19 protein-coding genes and 2 pseudogenes are annotated in these 20,775 nt (G+C 39.4%); 19 read left to right on the top strand and 2 right to left on the bottom strand.

Annotation, left to right across the window (positions count from 1 at the left end; translation table 11 throughout):
- Positions 1–241: 241 nt before the first annotated feature.
- A complete protein-coding gene (locus Q4Q49_RS18740; RefSeq protein WP_312000098.1) occupies positions 242–1,168 on the bottom strand; it encodes an IS5 family transposase in 927 nt (308 codons plus the stop codon).
- A gap of 358 nt (positions 1,169–1,526) precedes the next feature.
- On the opposite strand from Q4Q49_RS18740, the gene Q4Q49_RS18735 reads away from it, so the two are divergent.
- The 4 genes and pseudogenes from Q4Q49_RS18735 to Q4Q49_RS18720 form a co-directional block, all read left to right on the top strand.
- Entirely contained in the window at positions 1,527–2,492 is a 966-nt protein-coding gene (locus tag Q4Q49_RS18735; protein WP_312000097.1) for a sensor domain-containing diguanylate cyclase, read from the top strand.
- Between the two features lie 733 nt (positions 2,493–3,225).
- Positions 3,226–3,801, top strand: a complete 576-nt coding sequence (locus Q4Q49_RS18730; RefSeq protein WP_312000095.1) for a response regulator — start codon at positions 3,226–3,228, stop codon at positions 3,799–3,801.
- Positions 3,802–3,956: 155 nt separating this feature from the next.
- Entirely contained in the window at positions 3,957–4,406 is a 450-nt protein-coding gene (locus tag Q4Q49_RS18725; protein ID WP_312000094.1) for a helix-turn-helix domain-containing protein, read from the top strand.
- Positions 4,407–4,462: 56 nt separating this feature from the next.
- Positions 4,463–4,662 (top strand): annotated as a pseudogene (locus Q4Q49_RS18720) (IS3 family transposase); the annotation flags it as partial.
- 65 nt (positions 4,663–4,727) lie between these two features.
- Here Q4Q49_RS18720 and Q4Q49_RS18715 read toward each other — a convergent pair.
- Positions 4,728–6,236 (bottom strand): EAL domain-containing protein, encoded by a 1,509-nt coding sequence (locus tag Q4Q49_RS18715; RefSeq protein WP_312000092.1) that lies wholly within the window; start codon positions 6,234–6,236, stop codon positions 4,728–4,730.
- Positions 6,237–6,710: 474 nt separating this feature from the next.
- On the opposite strand from Q4Q49_RS18715, the pseudogene Q4Q49_RS18710 reads away from it, so the two are divergent.
- The 15 genes and pseudogenes from Q4Q49_RS18710 to Q4Q49_RS18640 form a co-directional block, all read left to right on the top strand.
- Positions 6,711–7,551 (top strand): annotated as a pseudogene (locus tag Q4Q49_RS18710) (IS5 family transposase).
- A gap of 399 nt (positions 7,552–7,950) precedes the next feature.
- Positions 7,951–8,619 carry a MipA/OmpV family protein gene (locus tag Q4Q49_RS18705; RefSeq protein WP_312000135.1) on the top strand — a complete coding sequence of 223 codons (669 nt, stop codon included), beginning with the start codon at positions 7,951–7,953 and terminating at the stop codon, positions 8,617–8,619.
- 44 nt (positions 8,620–8,663) lie between these two features.
- Positions 8,664–9,002, top strand: coding sequence for a hypothetical protein (locus tag Q4Q49_RS18700; RefSeq protein ID WP_131525966.1), 339 nt, complete (start codon positions 8,664–8,666; stop codon positions 9,000–9,002).
- A 216-nt stretch (positions 9,003–9,218) separates the two neighbouring features.
- Positions 9,219–10,298, top strand: coding sequence for an efflux RND transporter periplasmic adaptor subunit (locus tag Q4Q49_RS18695; protein ID WP_261274006.1), 1,080 nt, complete (start codon positions 9,219–9,221; stop codon positions 10,296–10,298).
- Positions 10,298–13,333, top strand: coding sequence for an efflux RND transporter permease subunit (locus tag Q4Q49_RS18690; protein WP_131525964.1), 3,036 nt, complete (start codon positions 10,298–10,300; stop codon positions 13,331–13,333). Before Q4Q49_RS18695 ends, Q4Q49_RS18690 begins: the two co-directional genes overlap by 1 nt.
- A gap of 356 nt (positions 13,334–13,689) precedes the next feature.
- Positions 13,690–14,259: a TetR/AcrR family transcriptional regulator gene (locus Q4Q49_RS18685; RefSeq protein WP_261274008.1), complete on the top strand. Its 570-nt coding sequence runs from the start codon at positions 13,690–13,692 to the stop codon at positions 14,257–14,259.
- A gap of 425 nt (positions 14,260–14,684) precedes the next feature.
- Positions 14,685–15,503 carry a hypothetical protein gene (locus Q4Q49_RS18680; protein WP_261274035.1) on the top strand — a complete coding sequence of 273 codons (819 nt, stop codon included), beginning with the start codon at positions 14,685–14,687 and terminating at the stop codon, positions 15,501–15,503.
- Positions 15,504–15,817: 314 nt separating this feature from the next.
- Positions 15,818–16,051 (top strand): hypothetical protein, encoded by a 234-nt coding sequence (locus Q4Q49_RS18675; RefSeq protein WP_131525961.1) that lies wholly within the window; start codon positions 15,818–15,820, stop codon positions 16,049–16,051.
- 346 nt (positions 16,052–16,397) lie between these two features.
- Positions 16,398–16,820 carry a BLUF domain-containing protein gene (locus Q4Q49_RS18670; RefSeq protein ID WP_311989135.1) on the top strand — a complete coding sequence of 141 codons (423 nt, stop codon included), beginning with the start codon at positions 16,398–16,400 and terminating at the stop codon, positions 16,818–16,820.
- 350 nt (positions 16,821–17,170) lie between these two features.
- Positions 17,171–17,734: a hypothetical protein gene (locus Q4Q49_RS18665; protein ID WP_312000091.1), complete on the top strand. Its 564-nt coding sequence runs from the start codon at positions 17,171–17,173 to the stop codon at positions 17,732–17,734.
- Positions 17,735–17,976: 242 nt separating this feature from the next.
- Positions 17,977–18,312: a type II toxin-antitoxin system RelE/ParE family toxin gene (locus tag Q4Q49_RS18660; protein WP_375164308.1), complete on the top strand. Its 336-nt coding sequence runs from the start codon at positions 17,977–17,979 to the stop codon at positions 18,310–18,312.
- Complete coding sequence (nadS, locus tag Q4Q49_RS18655) at positions 18,309–18,596, top strand: NadS family protein (protein WP_312000090.1); 288 nt, start codon at positions 18,309–18,311, stop codon at positions 18,594–18,596. The genes Q4Q49_RS18660 and nadS overlap by 4 nt, the downstream gene beginning before the upstream one ends.
- 499 nt (positions 18,597–19,095) lie before the next feature.
- On the top strand, positions 19,096–19,659 hold the full coding sequence (locus tag Q4Q49_RS18650; RefSeq protein ID WP_312000088.1) for a Crp/Fnr family transcriptional regulator: 564 nt from the start codon (positions 19,096–19,098) through the stop codon (positions 19,657–19,659).
- A gap of 69 nt (positions 19,660–19,728) precedes the next feature.
- Positions 19,729–20,181 (top strand): GNAT family N-acetyltransferase, encoded by a 453-nt coding sequence (locus tag Q4Q49_RS18645; RefSeq protein ID WP_312000086.1) that lies wholly within the window; start codon positions 19,729–19,731, stop codon positions 20,179–20,181.
- A 2-nt stretch (positions 20,182–20,183) separates the two neighbouring features.
- The coding region (locus tag Q4Q49_RS18640) for a DMT family transporter (protein ID WP_312000084.1) at positions 20,184–20,775 on the top strand (592 nt) is incomplete at its 3' end.

Raw genomic sequence — 20,775 nt, 5'->3', positions numbered from 1 at the left:
AGATATAGAAGTCATTCATACAAGGTACAACTCATAAATCACTAAAATAGCGAAGAAGCGAGCACGTTTATGTCCAAAAGCGAGTGACTTACTCTCAGTCATGCTATTGAGTTTTCTTTGCTGATTAAGAGTGAAACATCAAAGACTGATAGATATGTGACTATTTATGCATATTGTGCTGCGTAAAGGCTTTGTTTCCTAAATCGAGTCAGCGAACAAAACGCTCATCATTGTTCATATATCAAGCTACATAGTGGGTTTCAGGCATATCTAGCCCAGTAAGCTTGTTCAAAGCCCTAATCATCGCGTAAGTTTCTCCCACCTGAGCATTATCATTTCGCATACTCAACATAACACCACCTAGCAGTTGTTTTATCCTGTACATGGCGGTTTCTGAGATTGAACGGCTATGATAACCATACCGTTTTTTCCACTGCTTATTTGAGCCATGAAGCTGTTGCCAACTGACGGCTAAGTTTCGTGGATGCCCTTGTTCCCATAGCGCTGCACCTTCCCTCGGTGGAATGAGCACTAAAGCGCGTTTTTGACGAACGGCTTCGTGACAGGCTTTCGTGTCGTAAGCACCATCACCCGAGATATTGCGGATTTTTCGATGGGTTTGCTTAAGTAAATTGGGCATCACTTCAGCGTCTGTTACACCTGATAAACTGAGTTCTGCGGCAATAATTTCATGGCTATGTGTATCTACGGCAATATGCAGTTTGCGCCACACTCTGCGCTTTCCATCTGTGCCATGTTTCTTCACTTTCCACTCATCTTCGCCATAGACCTTCAAGCCTGTTGAGTCGATAGCTAAGTGCTCAATGGCGCCGCGAGTCTTGTTTTTAAAAGCAATATTGACCGTTTTCGCGCGTTTACTGATGCAGGTGTAATGCGGGCAAGATAATGGGATGTCACCCAGTTTAAACACCGAATTGATAAAGCCCCGTAAGGCTCGCAGTGGCATAGAGAAAATACGCTTAACCATCAACGCAGTGGTAATGGCTAAGTCGCTAAACACTCGAGGGCGACCTTTCTTGGGCTGCTCGACCTTGGCTTTCCACTTAGCAATTGCATCCTCATCAATCCAGAAGGTAAGTGAACCGCGGTTGATTAAGGCTTGGTTGTATTGCTTCCAGTGGGTTGTTTTATAGCGAGGTTTTGACACGGTTGATGGGTAAGTTGATAGGCGATGCCGATCAGATCTGCGGCTACGGTTTTAGTTCAACCTATTTAGGAAACAAAGCCTCGAAAAACTGCAAAAGAGGAAAATTTAAATATTCAGTTTTAAGTTTGAGAGTGGCGATTTGGTAAATACTGAAAGTGTCGAGAAACAGTGCGAATGCGTAATATTTACCTTCTCCCCTCAGTTAATGTTATAAATAATGGAAATATTCTAGTGGCTAAAGGGCTAATAAGCAGCTTTAATAACGTTACGGCAACAGAAATGCGGCCTTCTTGATGATTTGCTAGCGCTTGCCGTTTAGCGAAGTGTAGATGTGGGGGGATGTCAATTGGAGCGCAATATGAAATTACCTAAAATACCTGATGATGAACAAGTTCGTTTAAGTCAGTTACGCGCTTTAGCCATTCTTGATACACCTTCTGAAGAACGATTTGATTGCGTAACACGCATGGCGAAACGTTTATTTGGAGTTCCCATTGCTTTGGTGTCCTTAGTTGATGAAAACCGACAATGGTTTAAGTCATGTTTTGGATTGGATGTTTCCGAAACTGAGCGGAGTATTTCATTCTGCGGCCATGCAATTCTGAACAAAAGCGCGCTAGTCATCAATGATGCAACTCTGGACGAGAGATTTTTTGATAACCCTCTGGTTATTGGAGAACCGTACATCCGCTTTTACGCGGGTCAACCCCTGCGCACGCTGATCGGCCAAGGTTTAGGTACGCTCTGTATTATTGACCAGACTCCACGAGATTTCAGCGATGAGGACATCACGATGTTAGCTAATCTTGCGGGTATGGTGGAGCGTGAAATTATGGCTGTGCAGCTTACAATATCCGATGAACTGACAAAAATATCGAATCGCCGTGGTTTTTTAACGCTTACTCGATACTGCCTTGAAGTATGTAAACGCGGTTCATTTCCCGCTTCGCTTGTATTTTTTGACCTCGATAAATTCAAAGAGATCAACGATGCACATGGTCACGCTGAAGGTGATAGAGCTCTTAAGATCTTTGCAGATGAAATGATGGGATCATTCCGCACTTCTGATATCTTTGCGAGGCTCGGTGGCGATGAGTTCGTTGTGCTGCTAACTAATACGAGTACAGAGGGAATTCAGCAGCTAATTGTACGCTTCAAGACATCGTTAAGGTCGCGTTGCACCTCGGATTGCTTACCTTATTTCATAGAGTTTTCTTTTGGCTTCGTTGATTACGAACCACTTAAGCATGAGTCAATCGAGGATATGCTGATTGAAGCTGATAAAGCGATGTATGAGAATAAAAAAAGCAAACATAATGCGTAGCTCATATCCTCGTTCGACTGGTAAAACATCGGCACTTCGTGGCTTGGCAGTTTTTAGATCGTGGTTTAAAACAACTGTTTTATAAAACCATAACATAGAAACGGTCGTTTAGTTTGGCCTTCTCCATAGATTTTCTCATGGTCGTATATCTCTAAATCGTGCCGTTTAATCACTCTGCAGTCGTTGTGATTGGATTTGATATAGCGCATTACTTTTGCACTAAATTCGATGAATAATCTGATTTAAAAACAAGTTCATTCAACAATTTTAGCTGGCGATAACGCGTATGAGGTATGAGACAGTTCATGCTTCTTATTTGCTAAAATATTGCGGAGTGTCGCTTGTGTCTGCATCTCACGACCGAGAAGAGTATGCCAGACTCGCTACATCCGAGGGTGGCCATATTTATCCAATTAAATCAGATCAAAAAGCTACAAATGGATTACACTATAAATACAAATCAAAAGCGCCAAGTCATTTAACCACTCATAAAAATCAATACAAAATATGGGTTAGCTACTTTAACGATGGTCTTCAAACTGCTTGAGTTGGCATAGAAAACAGGAAAAGGCTCAAAGGATTGACCTGCTTGCAATCTTAGGCAACAACGTGGAATTGAAAGATGGACAACAAGTCACGGATAAACCCAAATAGGACCTCTACCGGACTCAATACATCAGATTAGGCAATAACTATCAAACTCAAACTACTCGTAAGTAATGAGGCTTTCCACATGAGTGATTTTCTCAATGATTGGCTAACCGAAGACACCTGTGAAACAAAAGAAAACAACCACCAACGAGTGTGGAATGTATTAGTGGTAGATGATGAGCCTGATATCGTCAACGTTACCAGATTAACGCTAAACAGCTTCACCTATAAAAACAAGACACTTAATGTACAACACGCCTACTCTGCTAGCGAGGCGATCGAAATCATAAGCCACTCAACTGACCTCGCACTTATATTACTTGATGTGGTGATGGAGACGGACGACGCCGGCCTCAAGCTAGTGAAATGGATCAGAAATGAATTAGGTAATCACATGGTACGTATCGTGTTACGTACTGGCCAACCTGGCTATGCTCCTGAAAAAAGCGTTATCGTTGACTACGACATTAATGACTATAAATTAAAAACAGAATTAACAGCGGAAAAACTATTCACTGTGGTGATCGCTTCGCTGCGCGCCTATGACAGTCTTTGGTCTCTCGAGGAAAACCGCATCGGCCTGATGAAAATTTTAGAGGGCACATCGAGCCTGTACCGCATTTCATCTCTGAAACAGTTTGCCTCAGGTATACCCTAAGTGAGCCGGTGGATCACTCTACACAAGATTGATTCAACTGTAGTAGCAATCCTGTGTAGTTGCGAATATTTCGAATGTTGATATTTTTCGAATATTGCGGATAATGCGGATAATGCAGGTTGAAACAAATTTTTCCATTATTTGAGAGATGAATTATGAACATGACTACTTTGACGAACGCCGAAGAAATCGCAATGGCTCGGTTGGGCAGCCAGGAGTTATCTGCTGTTATTGAAAGTAATGGTGAGGCTCAACAAATAAGTGTAATTGATAAACAAGGTCAATCGCATGATGTCACTTTACCTTCTAGCATATTGAAAATGATGATTGAAGTGTTGACGCAATTGGGGCAGGGTAATTCTGTTAATATCACCCCCATCCATGCCGAAATGACCACACAACAAGGCGCTGACTTTTTGAATATGTCACGGCCAACATTTATCAAGTTATTAGATTCAGGTGAAATGCCATTTACTCGAGTCGGTAATCGAAGAAAAGTGCCATTTTCTGCGGTGATAAAATATAAGCAGCAAATGGAAATTTTGCGTTTGTCAACACTTGATGAACTTTCCAGATTAGATCAGGAATTAGGTATGGGTTACTAATGGCTTCGTATACTGTTCTTTTTGATGCGTGTTTCATGCATCCCACACCACTTCGTCAGCTCAATTTTGTTTTACCTGGGCAGCGCCATGCCCAGCAAAATAACGCTATTTTAGCCAGGCGTAAGGAAGAGCTTGAAGCGGCAAAGGCAAGAAGACCTACGCGCAGCTCCAAAGACGTGAGAAATTGTGAGGCGGTTGGAGCCGTTACCTAAACCCAGATAAAGAACCGATAGAAGGCGCAATAAATGCAGCTTAATATTTAAGCAAAGAGTGACAGCTACCGTGAAAAACACCGCTCCTAGGGGCCCTTGTTTTTATGCATTATGAATGACTATGGTAATAATTTAATAACTGATCCAAGGGTAAGGGTCTAGCGTACAAATAGCCTTGATGTATGTATACCCCTTTGGCGGCGAGATAGTCTGCTTGCTCTTGCGTCTCGACACCTTCAGCGATCATCTCCATATTTGCTTCCTGTCCGAAGGCAATAATAGAATCAAGTACAGGAGCCTTTAAATCTTGAGTGCCAATAGTATCAATAAACATTTTATCGATTTTGATACTGTTAATACCAAGCTGTTGTAAATAACTAAAACCACCAAATCCAGTACCAAAATCGTCTAACTTAAAATCATGACATTGGGGTGCGACAGTATTGATTTCAGCGAGTGCCAATTCAAAAAAAGTAATAGGCTTGCGCTCTGTTAATTCGAATGAAATTCGCTTAATACATTCATCTTGATGGGATTTTAGCCACTCACTAAGTAAGCCTGCCTCTAAATGCTGCGCCACAACATTCACGCTAACCCATCCCTTAAGTCTAGGTAAATCCCTATAAACCTGCTCTAGCAAGCTTTCGGTTATTGATAAGATTAAGCCCGAATCTTCGGCATAGGGAATAAACTGATTAGGTTGTACTAATGTCCCATCAAACCTACGCCAACGTACTAACATCTCTTGACCAACGACTTGCCCAGTTCGGCAATCGACAACGACTTGATAGTAAGGAATAAACTCTTTACGTTTTAATCCCTTCTGGATCAGGGTATCTGTCGAAACCCTTGCAGATATCCAGTTCCAATAGAAGATCACTGCAACTATGGCCAACAATAGGGCAATGATTAACAATGACATACCTGTTTTTAGCCCAATATCCTTATACAGCTTATCCCCTGCCCGGAGGACAAAATCTGCACTAAGCCATGTGTCGTGTCGAGATTGTTCAATAAAAATCTGTTGTTGACTTAAGGTTTCGATACCTCGCGTCAACGGTTTTAGGTCACTATAGGTAATTTGTAACTGGTAGCAATCGGAACATAGCTTTGATAACAGGTCGTTATATACGGAGCTGTTGGTTAATACGACTAATTTATGCTCGCCTAACGGAAACATAAACATCAAATTTCGAGAGCGATCATCGGCCGCCATTGTCGTGGCAATACTTATCGATTTATCGCCGATTAACTGTACATAATGCTGATCAATTTTATAATTCACAGCAGGGCCAATATTTGAACATTTAGTCCCATTGGCCAATTCTAGCTGAATAAACCTCACCATAGTAGGGCTCAATAATGAGCTATTTAGCTGAACAATATCCGCTTCTGAGCAAGTAAATGACAAATTGCTAAATCCATCTAAGTTTTTGAAGTTTTCAATGTTTTCGGAAAACGACCGGCTGATCGCATTCAGATCTTCAGTCACTTTCTGTTTCATTAAGGATGAAGTTAACCAAGGGTAAATTAAGGCTGCAATGAACAGAGGAAATAGAAACAATAACGCTGTATGTAACCAGCGATTAAAACACCAACTCGGAAAAACCCATTTCATACTATTGCACCCACTCATGTTAACCCATGCCATTTTGGCAATACATAAATCCATTTAAAACTAGCCCTATCATACCAATCGAATTAAATATCTGTTCATTCAGCGCGTTGAAACCCGCTCTTAGGGGGCCACACAGGCATCCTACTCCGGTATTGCATTGACTTAAAAGGGCATGACCATTTCTTCGTCAATGCCGCCTTAGATTGAAATGCCTGTGAGGCTCTGAACAGATTAGATATTTAATGTGATTCCACATAGTACATTGAGCTTTTTCTTCGCACCAGTAAAGCGGCCGCTTCAGCTAAGGCTTTCTCCTTATAATTCAATTCTCTTTTCAAGGGGCTTTGTTTCCTAAATAGGTTGAACTAAAATCGCAGCCGCAGATCTGATCGGCATCGCCTATCAACTTACCCATCACCCGTGTCAAAACCTCGCTATAAAACAACCCACTGAAAGCAATACAACCAAGCCTTAATCAACCGCGGTTCACTTACCTTCTGGATTGATGAGGAGGCAATTGCTAAGTGGAAAGCCAAGGTCGAGCAGCCCAAGAAAGGTCGCACTCAAGTGTTTAGCGACTTAGCCATTACCACTGCGTTGATTGTTAAGCGTATTTTCTCTATGCCACTGAGACCCTTACAGGGCTTTATCAATTCGGTGTTTAAACTGGGTGACATCCCATTATCTCGCCCGCCACCTGCATCCGTAAATGCGCGAAAACGGTCAATATTGCTTTTAAAACTAAGACTCGCGGCGCCATTGAGGACTTAGCTATCGATTCAACAGGCTTGAAGGTCTATGGCGAAGGTGAGTGGAAAGTGAAGAAACATGGCACAGATGGAAGGCGCCGAGTGTGGCGTAAACTGCATATTGCCGTAGATACACATAGCCATGAAATTATTGCCGCAGAGCTCAGTTTATCAGGTGTGACAGACGCTGAAGTCATGGCCAATTGACTCAAACGAATCCATTAAAAATCCTCAATATCCTGGGTTATGACGTTTACAACACGAAAGCCTGTCACGAAGCCGTTCGCCGAAAACGTGCCTTGGTGCTGATCCCACATCGGGAAGGCGCAGCGTTATGGGAATAAGGGCATCCACGAAACTTAGTCGTCAGTTGGCAACAGCTTCATGGCTCAAATAAGTAATAGAAGAAACAGAAGGTTATCATCGCCAGTCGATCTCAGAAACCGCCATGCACAGGATAAAGCAACTGCAAGGTGGGAAAGACTTACGTCATTATAAGGGTGCTGAACAAGCTCATAGGGCAGGGTATGCCTGAAACCCAGTATATCGTTTTATTTAAACTGTGATGAAAGTTTTGTTCACTGAACCGATTTAGGAAACAAATCCCAGATAATACACTAGTGCCATCTAATGAAATATTAGATGAGCTACGCCACCATCATTTAAAAATATTACTGACAATTTATCTCAATATTTCATATTCTTACGCTTATAACCACCTCAAACAAAATAGTCTTTTATCTAAAATTTTTATCTCTCGATTCTATTGTTTACTTGTAGGTTAAATTTCAAACACCTTGACAAGAAGTTGCTGTAAATGTAGCATTCCGATCAAAATGAATGAGTATTCATATGTGCACCAAAATGGTGCTTTCGTGATTTTTAACTTAAATTAGGTTTTTTTATGTTCAAGCTGTGCAGTAAAGTCATATTTACGTCCATATTAATTTTAGGGTTTTCAACAAATTCCATCAGCTAATGAAGCTGAATGGTCAATTGGTGCCGGAGTTCTTGCTTTAACATCCCCCTACAAAGGTATTGATGATCAAAACTATGGCCTCCCTTTAATTCATTACAAAGGTGAAAGACTCAAAGCGAGTATCTTTAACTTAGAGTATGATTTATGGCAGAGTAATCGACTCAAGTTGTCATTCGCCACTGAACTAGGTGAAGATTTTTTGAAGGCTTCAGATTCTATTAATCCCGTAGTTAATGCTTTGGGCGACCGTAAGATATCTATTTACTCTGGAGCTAAGCTAACTTATAGCTCTGCCATAGGCATATTTAATACCTCAGCTTTATATGACATATCAGGCCACAGTGAAGGCAGTATTTTCAAAGTTAATTATAGCTATCCATGGAGACTAACTCAGGATTTAACATTGATACCTTCTGTAGGTGTGAACTTTAAGAGTGCTGATGTAGCTAATTATTACTATGGATATAGTAACTATGAGCTAGATAGTACAACAGACTTAGCTCTAAACTTAATAGTTTCATATCAACTGACCAAATCATTAAATGTCAATGCATTTTTAAGACATATTGTATTAGATAATGATATTACTCGCTCCCCGATTGTTAATAGTGATAGTTTCACTATGGCAATGGTCTCAATTGTGTATCAGTTTTAAGTTTAATTTAAATCGTAAAATTTCATAATGGGTATGAGTAACATATGAATAAGATAGTAAGAAGCGGATTTTTGATTTTAATCGTCTTCACATCTTGGGTTGCAGTAGCGGATAGTCCTAATTCTCATGAATATAAACTTGGTGCCTTTACAGGGGCAATGAAGTACTGTGAAGAGAAATATGAGGATGACGGACGCTATAAATGGGCACGTTTACGAGCAGCAGATGAGTTCAGGAAGATGTCGAGCTCAGAAAAGTTAAGCTATGCCTTAGGAAGGGATAATGCTAATCGTAAAGGTCAATATTTAGGCGATAAGTTAGATAAAAATGAATGTCGTTCACTCTTAAAACTCAGTGAATGGAAACGCTTTTCTAAAAAATAGTAAAACAGACCTAGATAACAAAGCACCTATTTCTATAGGTGCTTTGTTTTGTGTGTTTAATCTCACTCTTTGATTGAAGGATATTGTGAAACTGTCACAATTTAGTATGACCTAAATTGCAGCTATAAAAAACAAATTAGTAACATTGTAATTGTATGTTTTATAATTATTTTTTACGAGATATAGGCTTAATCACACGGTTAACTAGGAAAACTTATGAATACATTTTTGAGTAAGAATAATCATTTAAAATCTTTTTTAATCATAGCATTAGCTTCATTTGCCACCGGTTGTGATAAACAAATCAACACGGTAACAACTGATACTTCATTTTCACGCCCAGCAATGATAGAAGAAATCGCTGCTTCTGATGTATCAGGGCTAAGCTTCACTGGCCTAGTCCGCGCAGCACAGAGGGTTGAGTTATCTTTTAAGGTTGCGGGGAAAATTGCTAAAATCAATGCTCAAGAAGGTGTCGCGGTCAACCAAGGGCAACTACTTGCGGAACTCGACGATTATGAGCAAAAAATTGCTTTAAGCTCTGCAAAAACTCAATTCAGCAAAGCTGAAGCTGATTATCAGCGCGGTTTGTCCATTTATAACTCAACTCAAGCTATATCCAAAAGTGATCTTGAAAAGTTAAAAACCGAACGTGATCTCGCCAAAAATAAATTCAATTCAGCTATTGAGGCCCTCGAACACACTAAAATAAAAGCGCCTTTTTCCGGTGTCATCACAAAAAAACTCATGAATGAGTTCTCTGTCGTTCAACCCAATCAAATGATATTTATTTTGCAAAATCTGAATGATTTGGAAGTAGTCATTGATGTGCCAAGTAAACTTTTTGCAGAAGGTAGTCGGAATAAAAATGCCGTCGGACATATTGAAGGTCTTAATGACATTGATTTTCCTCTTTACTATAAATATTTCACTTTAGAATCCGAGCAGTTGACGCAAACATATAATGTGATCCTAGGGTTTTCTGACTTGAAAAATCAAAATGTATTGCCAGGCATGTCGATAAATGTAACACCTGAGGCAAATTCTACTGATGCAATGCAAATATCGCTTCCTCTTAGCGCCATATCTCCCGATAACATGGGTAAAAAATATGTATGGCTAGTGGATATGGATAGCAAAGTTACCAAAAAAATGGTTGAAACAGGAACATTACTTGGAGACAGAATAATCATTACCAGTGGATTACAACCGCAAGATAAAGTGGTAATCGCTGGCGTAAACTCACTCAAAGAAGGGGATATGGTTAGACCATTAGATTCTGAAGGGGCCAAGTAATGAATATTGCAAATTACGCTATTCAGAAAAAGAACAGTCTATGGGTAATCATAATTCTGCTATTAATTGGTGGTTTTATTAGTTATAAAAATTTAGGGCGATTCGAAGATCCTGAGTTTATTATTCGTCAGGCCGTTATTGTTACCCCCTACTCAGGTGCATCTGCCGTAGAAGTAGCAGACGAAGTAACGGAAGTGATTGAAACTGCTGTACAATCTTTACAAGAGCTTAAAGAAGTAAAATCGATATCTAAACAAGGTAGTTCTGAGGTCACCGTTGAAATCAAGCTCGAATTCTCAAAAACAAAAGCGGAACTTGATCAAGTTTGGGATAAATTGCGCCGCAAAGTCTCTGATGCACAAAGAAATCTGCCTACTGGGGCTGGACCGTCATTTGTTAATGATGACTTTGCGGATGTGTATGCCCTGTTCTACGCAATAACTGGGCCGGGCTATACTGATAAACAACTCAATGATTATGTAAAATTTTTACAAAAGGAACTTGCATTAGTCAAAGGTGTCGCCAAGACAGCGACATTAGGAACAAAAACAGAGCAAATTTTTATTGAGCTATCCTCTGAACGCCTACAACAATATGGCGTCAGCCTTGAACAGATATACCAAACTTTACAGCATCAAACGTTAGTCACAGTTGCAGGAGATATTGAACTTGATGGCATGAGGCTTCCAGTTATCCCCAACAACACCTTAAAGACAATGGATGACTTAAAAAATCTAAAGATTGGTATTAATAGCACTAATACTGTTTTACAGCTCAATCAAATCGCAAATGTGTATCAAGACTACAAAGAACCTTTCTCAGTGTTGATGTCATACAACGGTGAACATGCTATCGGCTTAGGTATTTCTAATGTTTCAGGCGGAAATGTCGTCGAAATGGGCGATGCTGTTAAACAACGCCTAGCAGAACTTGAATCCCAACGTCCCATTGGTATGGAACTCAATGAAATATCGATTCAATCGGACTCTGTACGTGCCTCTGTCGCTAATTTTATCGATAATCTTATTGCGGCAGTGGTTATTGTATTTGTTGTTTTATTGATCTTTATGGGAGTGAGATCGGGAATTATCATCGGATTTGTTTTACTACTGACCGTCGCCGGTACGCTTATCATTATGCTGATTGATGATATCGCCATGCAACGGATCTCCCTTGGCGCGTTAATTATTGCCCTTGGAATGCTGGTTGATAATGCCATTGTCGTAACCGATGGTGTGTTAGTTCGTTTACAACAAGGCCAAGATAAACTCTCGGCGATTAAAGAAGTCGTGAACTCTACAATCTGGCCCCTACTTGGAGGGACTGTTGTTGGAATTCTAGCCTTTAGCGCTATTGGGTTATCGCCAAGTGATATGGGGGAATATGCAGGGTCATTATTCTGGGTGATTTGTTACTCCATGTTTTTAAGTTGGCTATTTGCTATCACAATAACCCCACTACTGTGCTATCAGTTTTTAACCGTTGATAAAAATGCTAAGGCTGCCAAAGAAAGTCGTATTTTAACTTTTTATCATAAGATCTTACTCTTAGTTTTACGTAATCGATTAATCACTGGTGCGGTTTTGCTCACGCTTTTACTCATCGCCATTGCCAATATGGGACGTATTCCTCCTGGTTTTATGCCTGAATCCCAAAGAGCACAATTTGTGGTGGATGCATTTTTACCCCAAGGCACCGACATCAACAAAACTGCCGATATGATGGTTAGCATGAGTCAATTAGTGAAACAGAAAGAACATGTAACAAATGTGACTTCTTTCATTGGTAGTGGCGGTTTGAGATTTATGCTCAGCTATGCACCGGAGCCACGAAACTCAGCTTATGGTCAGCTATTGATAGATGTTGATGACTATAAAAACATTGATGTTTTACTGGATGACTTACAAACCGAACTCTCTGTTAACTTTCCTGATGCTTCAATTAAAGTATGGAAATTTATGTTAGGTCGCGGCGGTGGCAAAAAAATTGAGGCGGGATTTTCAGGTCCTGATCCCAAAGTATTACGAGCACTTGCAGAAGAAGCTAAAGCATTAATGAATGCAGATAATAGTCTGATTGCTGTGCAAGATGATTGGCGACAACAAGTCCCCGTTATTAAGCCATATTATATTGCTGAAGTTATGCAACAACAGGGACTAAGCGCAAAAGACTTGAATCAGGCAATAGCACAATCGCTAACAGGCCGACAAATCGCGATGTTCAGGCAAAATGATGATCTTATTCCAATGGTGGTAAGAGCACCGGAAACTGAGCGCCAACATAAAAGAGTCATTGAAAACGTTAATGTATATAGTGCACAAAGTCAGGCTTTTATACCTATTAGCCAGTTTGTCTCGTCTGTAGGTTTGGAATGGGAGGACTCACTAATACGCAAGATCAACCGGATCCCAACTATCCTTGTTCAGGCTGATCCCGCTCCTGGAGTACTGTCTAACGATGCGTTCCTCAGTATCAAAGACAAAATGGAACAAATCATTCTTCCTTCAGGTTATGAACTGAAATGGTACGGAGAATATAAAGCTTCAAACGATGCTAATGAAGGAATTGCGGTATCTGCGCCTTATGGATTTGCAGCAATGATTTTGGCTGTTATTTTCATGTTTAACGCTTTTAAACAGCCTATCGTTATCTGGATGACGGTGCCATTAGCAATCGTTGGAGTCGTTATTGGCCTAGTGATATACCAAACACCCTTTGAGTTTATGGCTATCTTAGGCTTTTTAAGCTTAATAGGCATGATGGTGAAAAATGCTATCGTGCTGGTTGATCAAGCAGATAATGATATCCGTGATGGCACGACCCCATTCGATGCCGTTGTTGGTGCCTCTTTAAGCCGGGCTAAGCCAGTTGTATTAGGGGCTGCAACAACTATTATGGGGGTTGCACCTTTATTAATGGATCCCTTTTTCAAGAGTATGGCAGTCACCATCATGTTTGGATTGTTGTTTGCAACAGTATTGACACTGATTGTGATCCCATTGCTCTATGCAGTGTTATTTAGAATTCCAAAATAACTTACATAGGGAGCCCGAAAGGCTCCCATTTTGAAGAGCATGTTTTTGAGGGATGTAACTTGCAGATCCCATATTTAGAATTTTCTGGACTATTGTCAAGTTTTCATTATTTCTCTGTATAAATTATCGCCGAGGAATAGAATTTTTTGAAAAACGGTATGTTATATCACTACTTTTAAATGAGGTTACTGATTTAATTTATTATTTTTTTAACGCCAGAATTAGTAATGATTGGATATAGATAGATCTTTGATTAAGTAATTTTTTTAACAAAAATGATGCTTTACATAATGTTGCAGAATAAAATAGTGCAAGGCCAATGCTACCTTGGTTGTTTTTATTTTTAAGGATTTAATATGTTATCTAAGAGAGATAGAATTTTAGAAGCCGCAGAGAAGATCGTTGTATTAAACGGGTTTGATGGACTATCGATGCAATTGATAGCAAAAGAAGCCGGGATTTCGGCCGGAACTATATATTTACATTTCACTTGCAAAGATGATTTGATTATATCACTTAGGGAAAAGGTAATAACAACAATTTCACAAAAAGTCCTTGGCGGTATAAAAAGTGAGAACTCATCTTGGGATAATTATCGTATTGTATGGTTTAATATTTTAACACTTGCTAAAGAAAGAAATGCCGATCAACTCAGCTTTGAACAATACTTAAAAATCCCTGGCACATCAGATGAAAAATCGAATGAATACGAGAAATTGCTTTTCTCTCCTCTTTATGATTTATATCAAAAAGCAATAATTAAAGGTGAAATAATTGATATTGGTATCAATTACTTAATTGCCCTATCTTTAGAGTCAGCAGTTGCATTGGCTCGATACTTGAGAAGGGATGCGATTGAATATGATGCTATTCAATTAAATGAAATTTGCCGATTAAGTTGGCGTGCTATTTGTGTGAATAAATAATGTATCACATTTACTTATACACTAAGATTTAAATGTCAATATGAAAAGAGAATCGTAATATTGTGATTTTTATGACTAACGGAATGAATAAGATACTTGCCCCTTGACTAGCTTAATGGCTCTGAATGTTAACAACAAACGAATATAAAGATAAATTAAAAGATGTTAATTTTAACATTTTGTAGGCGATGGTCATGAGTGCAGGTGTTAAAAAGCGAGAAAATAAGGTGCTTGTTATGCATTTTATTAGTTAAGACAATAAGTGATAGATGGTGAAATTAATTATAAATACACATTTTTTTGATGGCCAAATTAGCTATTAAAATAAACAAAGAAAACGGTATGTCTCATTAGCTCATGCTAGATTATACCTTTTAACTTATGTCGTGTTCATGATGTAAGTATCAAATATATTAGGAGGAAAATTGAAAAAATTCAGCGCGGCAATAATATCGACTACCCTGTGTATACCTTTTGCGGTCGTGGCAGAGGAACAAACTCAGTGGCATTACAGCTTAGGTGGTCATGATTTTGCAGTACAGGATTCTCACACATTAGGTGTGAATGTAAGCTTGCTAATCGATCATAAAACCCAAAACAACATCTCGTTTGCAGCATTGATTGACGCTTATGTTGACGTGGATGTTGATAAACTCGATCCTGATCATATTCCTCTTTGGTTTAAATCAGATTACTCAATAGGAAGTGAGCTATATCGCCTCAGTTCCGAATATTCATTTGATTGGCAGTTCGATTTGCAAGGCAAGCGTAATACCGTCAGTTCTGTTGAAAAACAAATTAAGGTATTCCCTGGAATTGCGGCTAACTTTGAAGGACAGCAATTACAGGCTCAATTAAAAGTGGGGGCGGGTTATTACTCACTTGAAATCGATGATGATGTACCAAGGACAAGAGGTTACGATAGAGGTGATTTTGGTAACGATGGCTTTGCCTATAGCTTTATGGGCCGCTTAGGCGTTGATTTGACTGATAAGTTACATATGCAAGTTGCCGTACAAACTTGGCAAGACAGTGAGCAGTGGTTAGAGAATCAATACCGACTTGAGCTAATCTATCAGACTGATTTTTTAGGTTTTGGTGATCAGTTAGTACTGTACACGGAACACACTCAATACAATTTAGATAATTATGCAAAAATGGATGTAAATTCGACTGGATATTTGCCAATTCTACCTTGGGATAATGATACTTTAGTACGGTTAAGCTTAATAATACCATGGTAAAAAAATGAGCAGTAACTTTAACTTAGAAACTATAAGTGTTTGTATATGCTATTTATTATGGTTTCTTTGTTGTTGATTTTAATGCTGGTCATTAGTTGTTTAATCGGGTAAAAATAAATAGTTTGTGATGTGTTGGGGTGTCGTAGAATACTTTTTTATGCGTTTCGATGCAAAATGACGGGTAATTTTCTGCAAGGCTTTACTACTCATATAGTGCTTGGGCTTAAAAATTTCCATTATTCAGCTCAATGATAATGAAGTCATCAATAGTCACTTTAAGTAAGTCAATATTTGGTAAGTATCTACGAGAAGTTATGAATTATATTAATAGAAACACCCTGACAGAGTTAGATTTACATTGGTTTCGTAAATTTAAAGCCAGTAAGAATCTTGATACGTTATCAATACAAGTGACTGGTGCGGAACGTAAAATTGAACAAGATGCTGCACTCTCTCACCGTGAGAAGTTTGATAACCTTACGTCGATTAATACCGCGTTTTGTCTTCGTGAAACTGAAATAAAACGACTCACCGGAGATTGGTCTTAAACTGGACGTTATTGAACAAAGCTGTTGCGCGCTGCTTAACTGTGATTCAGCTAAATGTGTAAGTCTGCCAGTATCTGCTAGACTTAAAAGATGTGATGGAACACTACTATGACAAGGAATTCTCAATGCAACTCATACAAATCAAGCAATGCTATCAATTCGGAAGCGCTCGATACGATAGAGCTAGTCTTAAAAAAGCAAATTCCTATAGTCCTATAGCATACCAATTAATTATGATTTGGCAGCGGCCAAGTCCAACAAACAATTTATGCCCTGCAAACAGCGCGTAAATACTAAAGCGTTAGGGTAAATTTAACTTCAATCAACCAAAAGGGACGTAAGCACAATGCTGTTTGAATTACTTTATACGAGTATCGCACCGGCAGGTTTATCAGAAACTGAACTTTTAAGCATATTAGAAAAAGCCAGAGCAAAAAACAAAGCCTCAGGTATAACAGGAATGCTGGTTTATCATAATCGGGAGATAATGCAAATTCTTGAGGGTGAAGAACTCAACGTCAGGGCTCTTTTTCAAACTATTTTTAAGGACGAAAGGCATACTAGTGTCGAAGTTTTTTATCAGGGGAATATTGACCATAGAGCATTTTCTGAATGGTCTATGGCATTTAAAGTGCTCGATGAAAATACAGTCAGAAAAATGTTAATTGGGTATGAAAATTTCAACCCCGAAAAATCACCTATCAGTATGATTGCGGATAGTCCAAATCGAGGTAAGAGAACATTTCTGAAAATGCGAGATTCGCTGTAAGAAAACTTGTGTGTCTAAAGGTTCTACCTTAACAATTGGCTTAATTCGACCTCCGCTGCGTTGCCCGTTTTATGCTGATCAGCTATGCAGGCACAAAACCATCAACTCCGCTCCGGCATCTATGTCAGGCTTTAACCAATAGAGATTTTAATTCGAACCCCACGAATTAGAGCAAAAAACTTAACTCGCTTCTTGTCCCAAAAGTGAGTCCGTAAATCATTCTAGGATAGTCTGGTTCACAATCTAGTAATCATATGGAATTTAGTATTTTCAAGTAGTTACTAAATTCAGTTGACCTACAAGATAAACACTATGTGCACGAATACAATTTAGACGAGGGCACAGAAAATATGGTAGCTGAATTCGCAACAATAGTAGGATTGCTCTCTGCCTTTTCATCGGGCCGGACTGGGAATAAACAAATAGAGTTGAATGAATTTCTGGTTTGGTTAATGGAGCATAATCATGAAGATATCAAACAAGCAATCGAGGCAAATCATGCTACGACACTTAGCATTCAAACCATCTTCAATAGGGGCTTGGTTGATGTACATGAAAAGCTTGATACTATTTCAGAGTGCCTAGCAATTCTTGCAAGCAGGTCAGATGGGATTGAGGGTTTGGCGCTCGCTTATGTGAAAGAAGCAATCTCAGACCAGGCTCTCGATATCCTCAAATTGATGGAGGAAAATGATAGTGAATTCTTCCTATTGTCAAACGCTACAAGCGATATAAAACAAAGAATTGTATTATGTCCTGGACCTAATTTTTTATGTAATGAGACGCGATTTTTCCAAGATGATTTACAGTTAATGCTTGGATTAGGCTTGTTGGTTGTTCGATATAACTCAAGAGGTAATCCATTGTACTGCTATACTCGAGCAGCCTCAAAGCTCGTTCGGAGCATTGTTTAGTATCAGAGTCGGCTAACAAGACACATCAATTTGCGCCGTTGTGCGTGACGTAACCATATAATTTTCTAATGGTCGCTATTATCTCTAAATCATGCTAGTGAATCATTCTGCACCAGAGTGATTCACTAAAGCAGTCTTGACGAGTGTGTGGTATCAGCACAATGGCAAATGACCCTGTGTTGATTACCACACCCTTGAGGTGTACAATGTACACCTCAAGGGTGGCATAAGGATTTTAATTAGTGAGCCATGCTATTGAGTTTGTCGAAACCTCGATCTTTACAAGACAGATCAAGGAACTTGCAACAGATGACGAACTAAAGGATTTGCAAGCAGAGCTTATTGCTCAGCCGGATAAAGGCGATATTATCAAAGGTACAGGTGGACTACGAAAGGTTAGAATGGCTGTAGGCAACAAAGGGAAGAGTGGCAGTATACGAGTGCTCTATGTCCTTGCTCTGGCCGATAAAATTTACCTGGTACTCGCTTATCCAAAAGCAGTTAAAGATAGCCTAACTGCGGAAGAAAAGGCCAAATTAAAACTAATCGTTCAATCACTTAAAGGAGAGAGCAAATGAGTATATTTAACGAACTTCAAGCCTCCCTTGAAGAAGCGCTAGAAATTCATCGTGGTCTCAAAAAGCCCGCTCGAGTAACTCGTTATGAAGTTGCCGACGTTAAGTCAATCCGTGAAGATTTGCTTAAAGTGACGCAGGCCGAATTTGCTGCCACGATGGGTGTCAGTGTAGACACTGTTAAAAGTTGGGAAGGTAAACGCCGCAATCCTGCAGGATTAGCAGCTAAAGTGCTCGCGACGATTCAGCAAGATCCTAAAATCTACGCAGCCCTTGCTGCTCACTAAAATTATTCAAAGGCCCTTCTTGGGCCTTTGAATTCCCCCTATCTGAATCACTCAAGGATAGTTTGGTTCACGCACATCACGTTGTGCGCGAGCTTCGAGCTTCGGGCTCACGTGCTTTGATCAGGCCGAACAGTTCTGGCACGTTTATGCCCCTTAACGAGCTAACTCAATTACTCTAAAGATCGGCTTTGAACGATAAGTTGACACTGGCTGATAGTAAACTCACAGGGTATGCTACCTTGCAAAGTCTTGCTGATAAATGATACCTACAAGTGAATATGCGAAATTTTCTTATCTTATTAATTACGATTCTTGCTTGTAATTCCTTCGCAGCTACAAATAAGGAACCTAGGGGGATAAAATGGCACATAGAATGTTAATTTGATGTAGATTATCATCACCTGCACACCTGTACTTTAATTGTTTTTTGCGAATTTATTGTGTGCTTAAATATTCAGTTAACGTTTGGTTATAGATAAATACTTAGGTACAGCCAATTATGCTTGACGCTTTCCTAGAGCAGTTACAACAAAATGACTTTACTCGGCACGAAGTTGAACAACTAAAGCAATCTGCAAAGCTTTGTTCTTTGCCTAGTCGGCATATTTTTCACCATCAAGGGGAAGTTGCAAAAGAGATTTTCTTTCTATTAGAAGGAATATGTCACGCAGTTTATTTTACTGACAAGGGCAAAGAGTTTAGCAAACAGTTTTATTGGGAAAATGACTGGATCATTGGTTTTGAAAGCCTAGTTAACCAAACGCCATCACCATACCAACTTGAATCACTTACCCCTTGCTCGATTATGTATCTCCCTATCGAAACATTAAGAACATGGCGTAAGAATAAATACAGTATTTATCTCAAGCTATTGGAAATACAACTGATGTATAAAGAAAACAAAGAGCGTTTTATGTTGCTTTATACTCCAGAAGAACGCTATCAACAGTTCTGTAACAGTTATCCTAACTTGTTAGAGCGTCTCACCGATTATCAAATTGCAGCTTATCTTGGCATTACACCTATCAGCCTTAGTCGTATCAAAAAACGCAATCTAACTTAACAATTGTTAATGCCTAGACTTATTCACCTTGCTACATTTCGGATATCACTATTTGTAAGGCTGAATTGAATGATTACTTGGCAATTCCATCCGTTCCCCCAATTAACAATAATGCAACTATATCAACTGCTAAAACTCAGAGTTGACGTGTTTGTTGTCGAGCAAGAATGTCCCTATCCTGAGTTGGATGGTAAAGATCACCAAGAAGGTGTTTACCACTTACTGGGTTATCAAGATGACAAGTTAATAGCTTGCGCACGCTTAATGTCAAAGGGGGTTAGTTATCCATCCGTCAGTATTGGTCGTGTTGCTATTTCAAAAAGTTCTCGTGGAGGGGGCATAGGGCATCAACTGGTACAAGAGGCTCTATGTGCATGTGACAAGTTGTGGCCCAGAGAGTCAATCGAAATTGGCGCTCAAGAACACCTATCAGAATTCTACCAAAAACATGGATTTATGCCGACTTCTGTAATGTATTTGGAGGATGATATCCCACATATCGATATGAAGTTGGAAAAATAACAGTGTCTTTTTCTGTGGTAAACCTCGCGATTATCCTTCTCATATTAGGTAATCTTGCTGCTTCACTATCTGATGTCGCAGTTAAGTTACTTAATGGGGAGGTATCAACCTTTCAGTACATTTTTATACGACAATTATTTTCTACTTTAGTTATTTGTCCTTTATGGTTAAAGCAACCCAAGCAAAAGCGAAAACTGTATAGCGCTAAACTCAATGTATTTAGGGCACATCTAATTATAATAGGCAGCGGTTGTATGGTAATTGCAATCACTCACTTAACTTTAGCGACGGCTAATGCGGTTTTTCATGCTGCTCCACTAATGATGCTTCCATTATCGATTTTACTTCTCCGAGAGAAACTAACGATTAAGAGCAGTGTATTATCTCTTATAGGGTTTTCAGGAGTTATCGTGGTTTTAAGACCATCAGAATTTGAATTGGCGGCAGTCTTCGCCCTTGTTACCACATTTACAATTGCGTTGTTCAACCTTACCGCGAGAAAATTACCAACGGAGCAAACTGTTGTCAGTACACTTTTTTGGACATCATTACTTTCACTACCGATATCTGGTTGCCTAGCTATATTCTATTGGG

The organism is Shewanella sp. SP1S1-7, from assembly GCF_031932105.1.
Lineage (GTDB): Bacteria > Pseudomonadota > Gammaproteobacteria > Enterobacterales > Shewanellaceae > Shewanella > Shewanella baltica.
The sequence above is the reverse complement of the archived record's forward strand: the minus strand, read 5'-3'. Positions and strand labels throughout refer to the sequence as shown.

Excerpts from the sequence above, each read along its gene's own strand:
- Q4Q49_RS18735 (WP_312000097.1), top strand. The coding sequence starts at position 1,527 with ATGAAATTACCTAAAATACCTGATGATGAACAAGTTCGTTTAAGTCAG.
- Q4Q49_RS18730 (WP_312000095.1), top strand. The coding sequence starts at position 3,226 with ATGAGTGATTTTCTCAATGATTGGCTAACCGAAGACACCTGTGAAACA.
- Q4Q49_RS18725 (WP_312000094.1), top strand. The coding sequence starts at position 3,957 with ATGAACATGACTACTTTGACGAACGCCGAAGAAATCGCAATGGCTCGG.
- Q4Q49_RS18715 (WP_312000092.1), bottom strand. The coding sequence starts at position 6,236 with ATGAAATGGGTTTTTCCGAGTTGGTGTTTTAATCGCTGGTTACATACA.
- Q4Q49_RS18700 (WP_131525966.1), top strand. The coding sequence starts at position 8,664 with ATGAATAAGATAGTAAGAAGCGGATTTTTGATTTTAATCGTCTTCACA.
- Q4Q49_RS18695 (WP_261274006.1), top strand. The coding sequence starts at position 9,219 with ATGAATACATTTTTGAGTAAGAATAATCATTTAAAATCTTTTTTAATC.
- Q4Q49_RS18690 (WP_131525964.1), top strand. The coding sequence starts at position 10,298 with ATGAATATTGCAAATTACGCTATTCAGAAAAAGAACAGTCTATGGGTA.
- Q4Q49_RS18685 (WP_261274008.1), top strand. The coding sequence starts at position 13,690 with ATGTTATCTAAGAGAGATAGAATTTTAGAAGCCGCAGAGAAGATCGTT.
- Q4Q49_RS18675 (WP_131525961.1), top strand. The coding sequence starts at position 15,818 with ATGAATTATATTAATAGAAACACCCTGACAGAGTTAGATTTACATTGG.
- Q4Q49_RS18670 (WP_311989135.1), top strand. The coding sequence starts at position 16,398 with ATGCTGTTTGAATTACTTTATACGAGTATCGCACCGGCAGGTTTATCA.
- Q4Q49_RS18665 (WP_312000091.1), top strand. The coding sequence starts at position 17,171 with ATGGTAGCTGAATTCGCAACAATAGTAGGATTGCTCTCTGCCTTTTCA.
- nadS (WP_312000090.1), top strand. The coding sequence starts at position 18,309 with ATGAGTATATTTAACGAACTTCAAGCCTCCCTTGAAGAAGCGCTAGAA.
- Q4Q49_RS18650 (WP_312000088.1), top strand. The coding sequence starts at position 19,096 with ATGCTTGACGCTTTCCTAGAGCAGTTACAACAAAATGACTTTACTCGG.
- Q4Q49_RS18645 (WP_312000086.1), top strand. The coding sequence starts at position 19,729 with ATGATTACTTGGCAATTCCATCCGTTCCCCCAATTAACAATAATGCAA.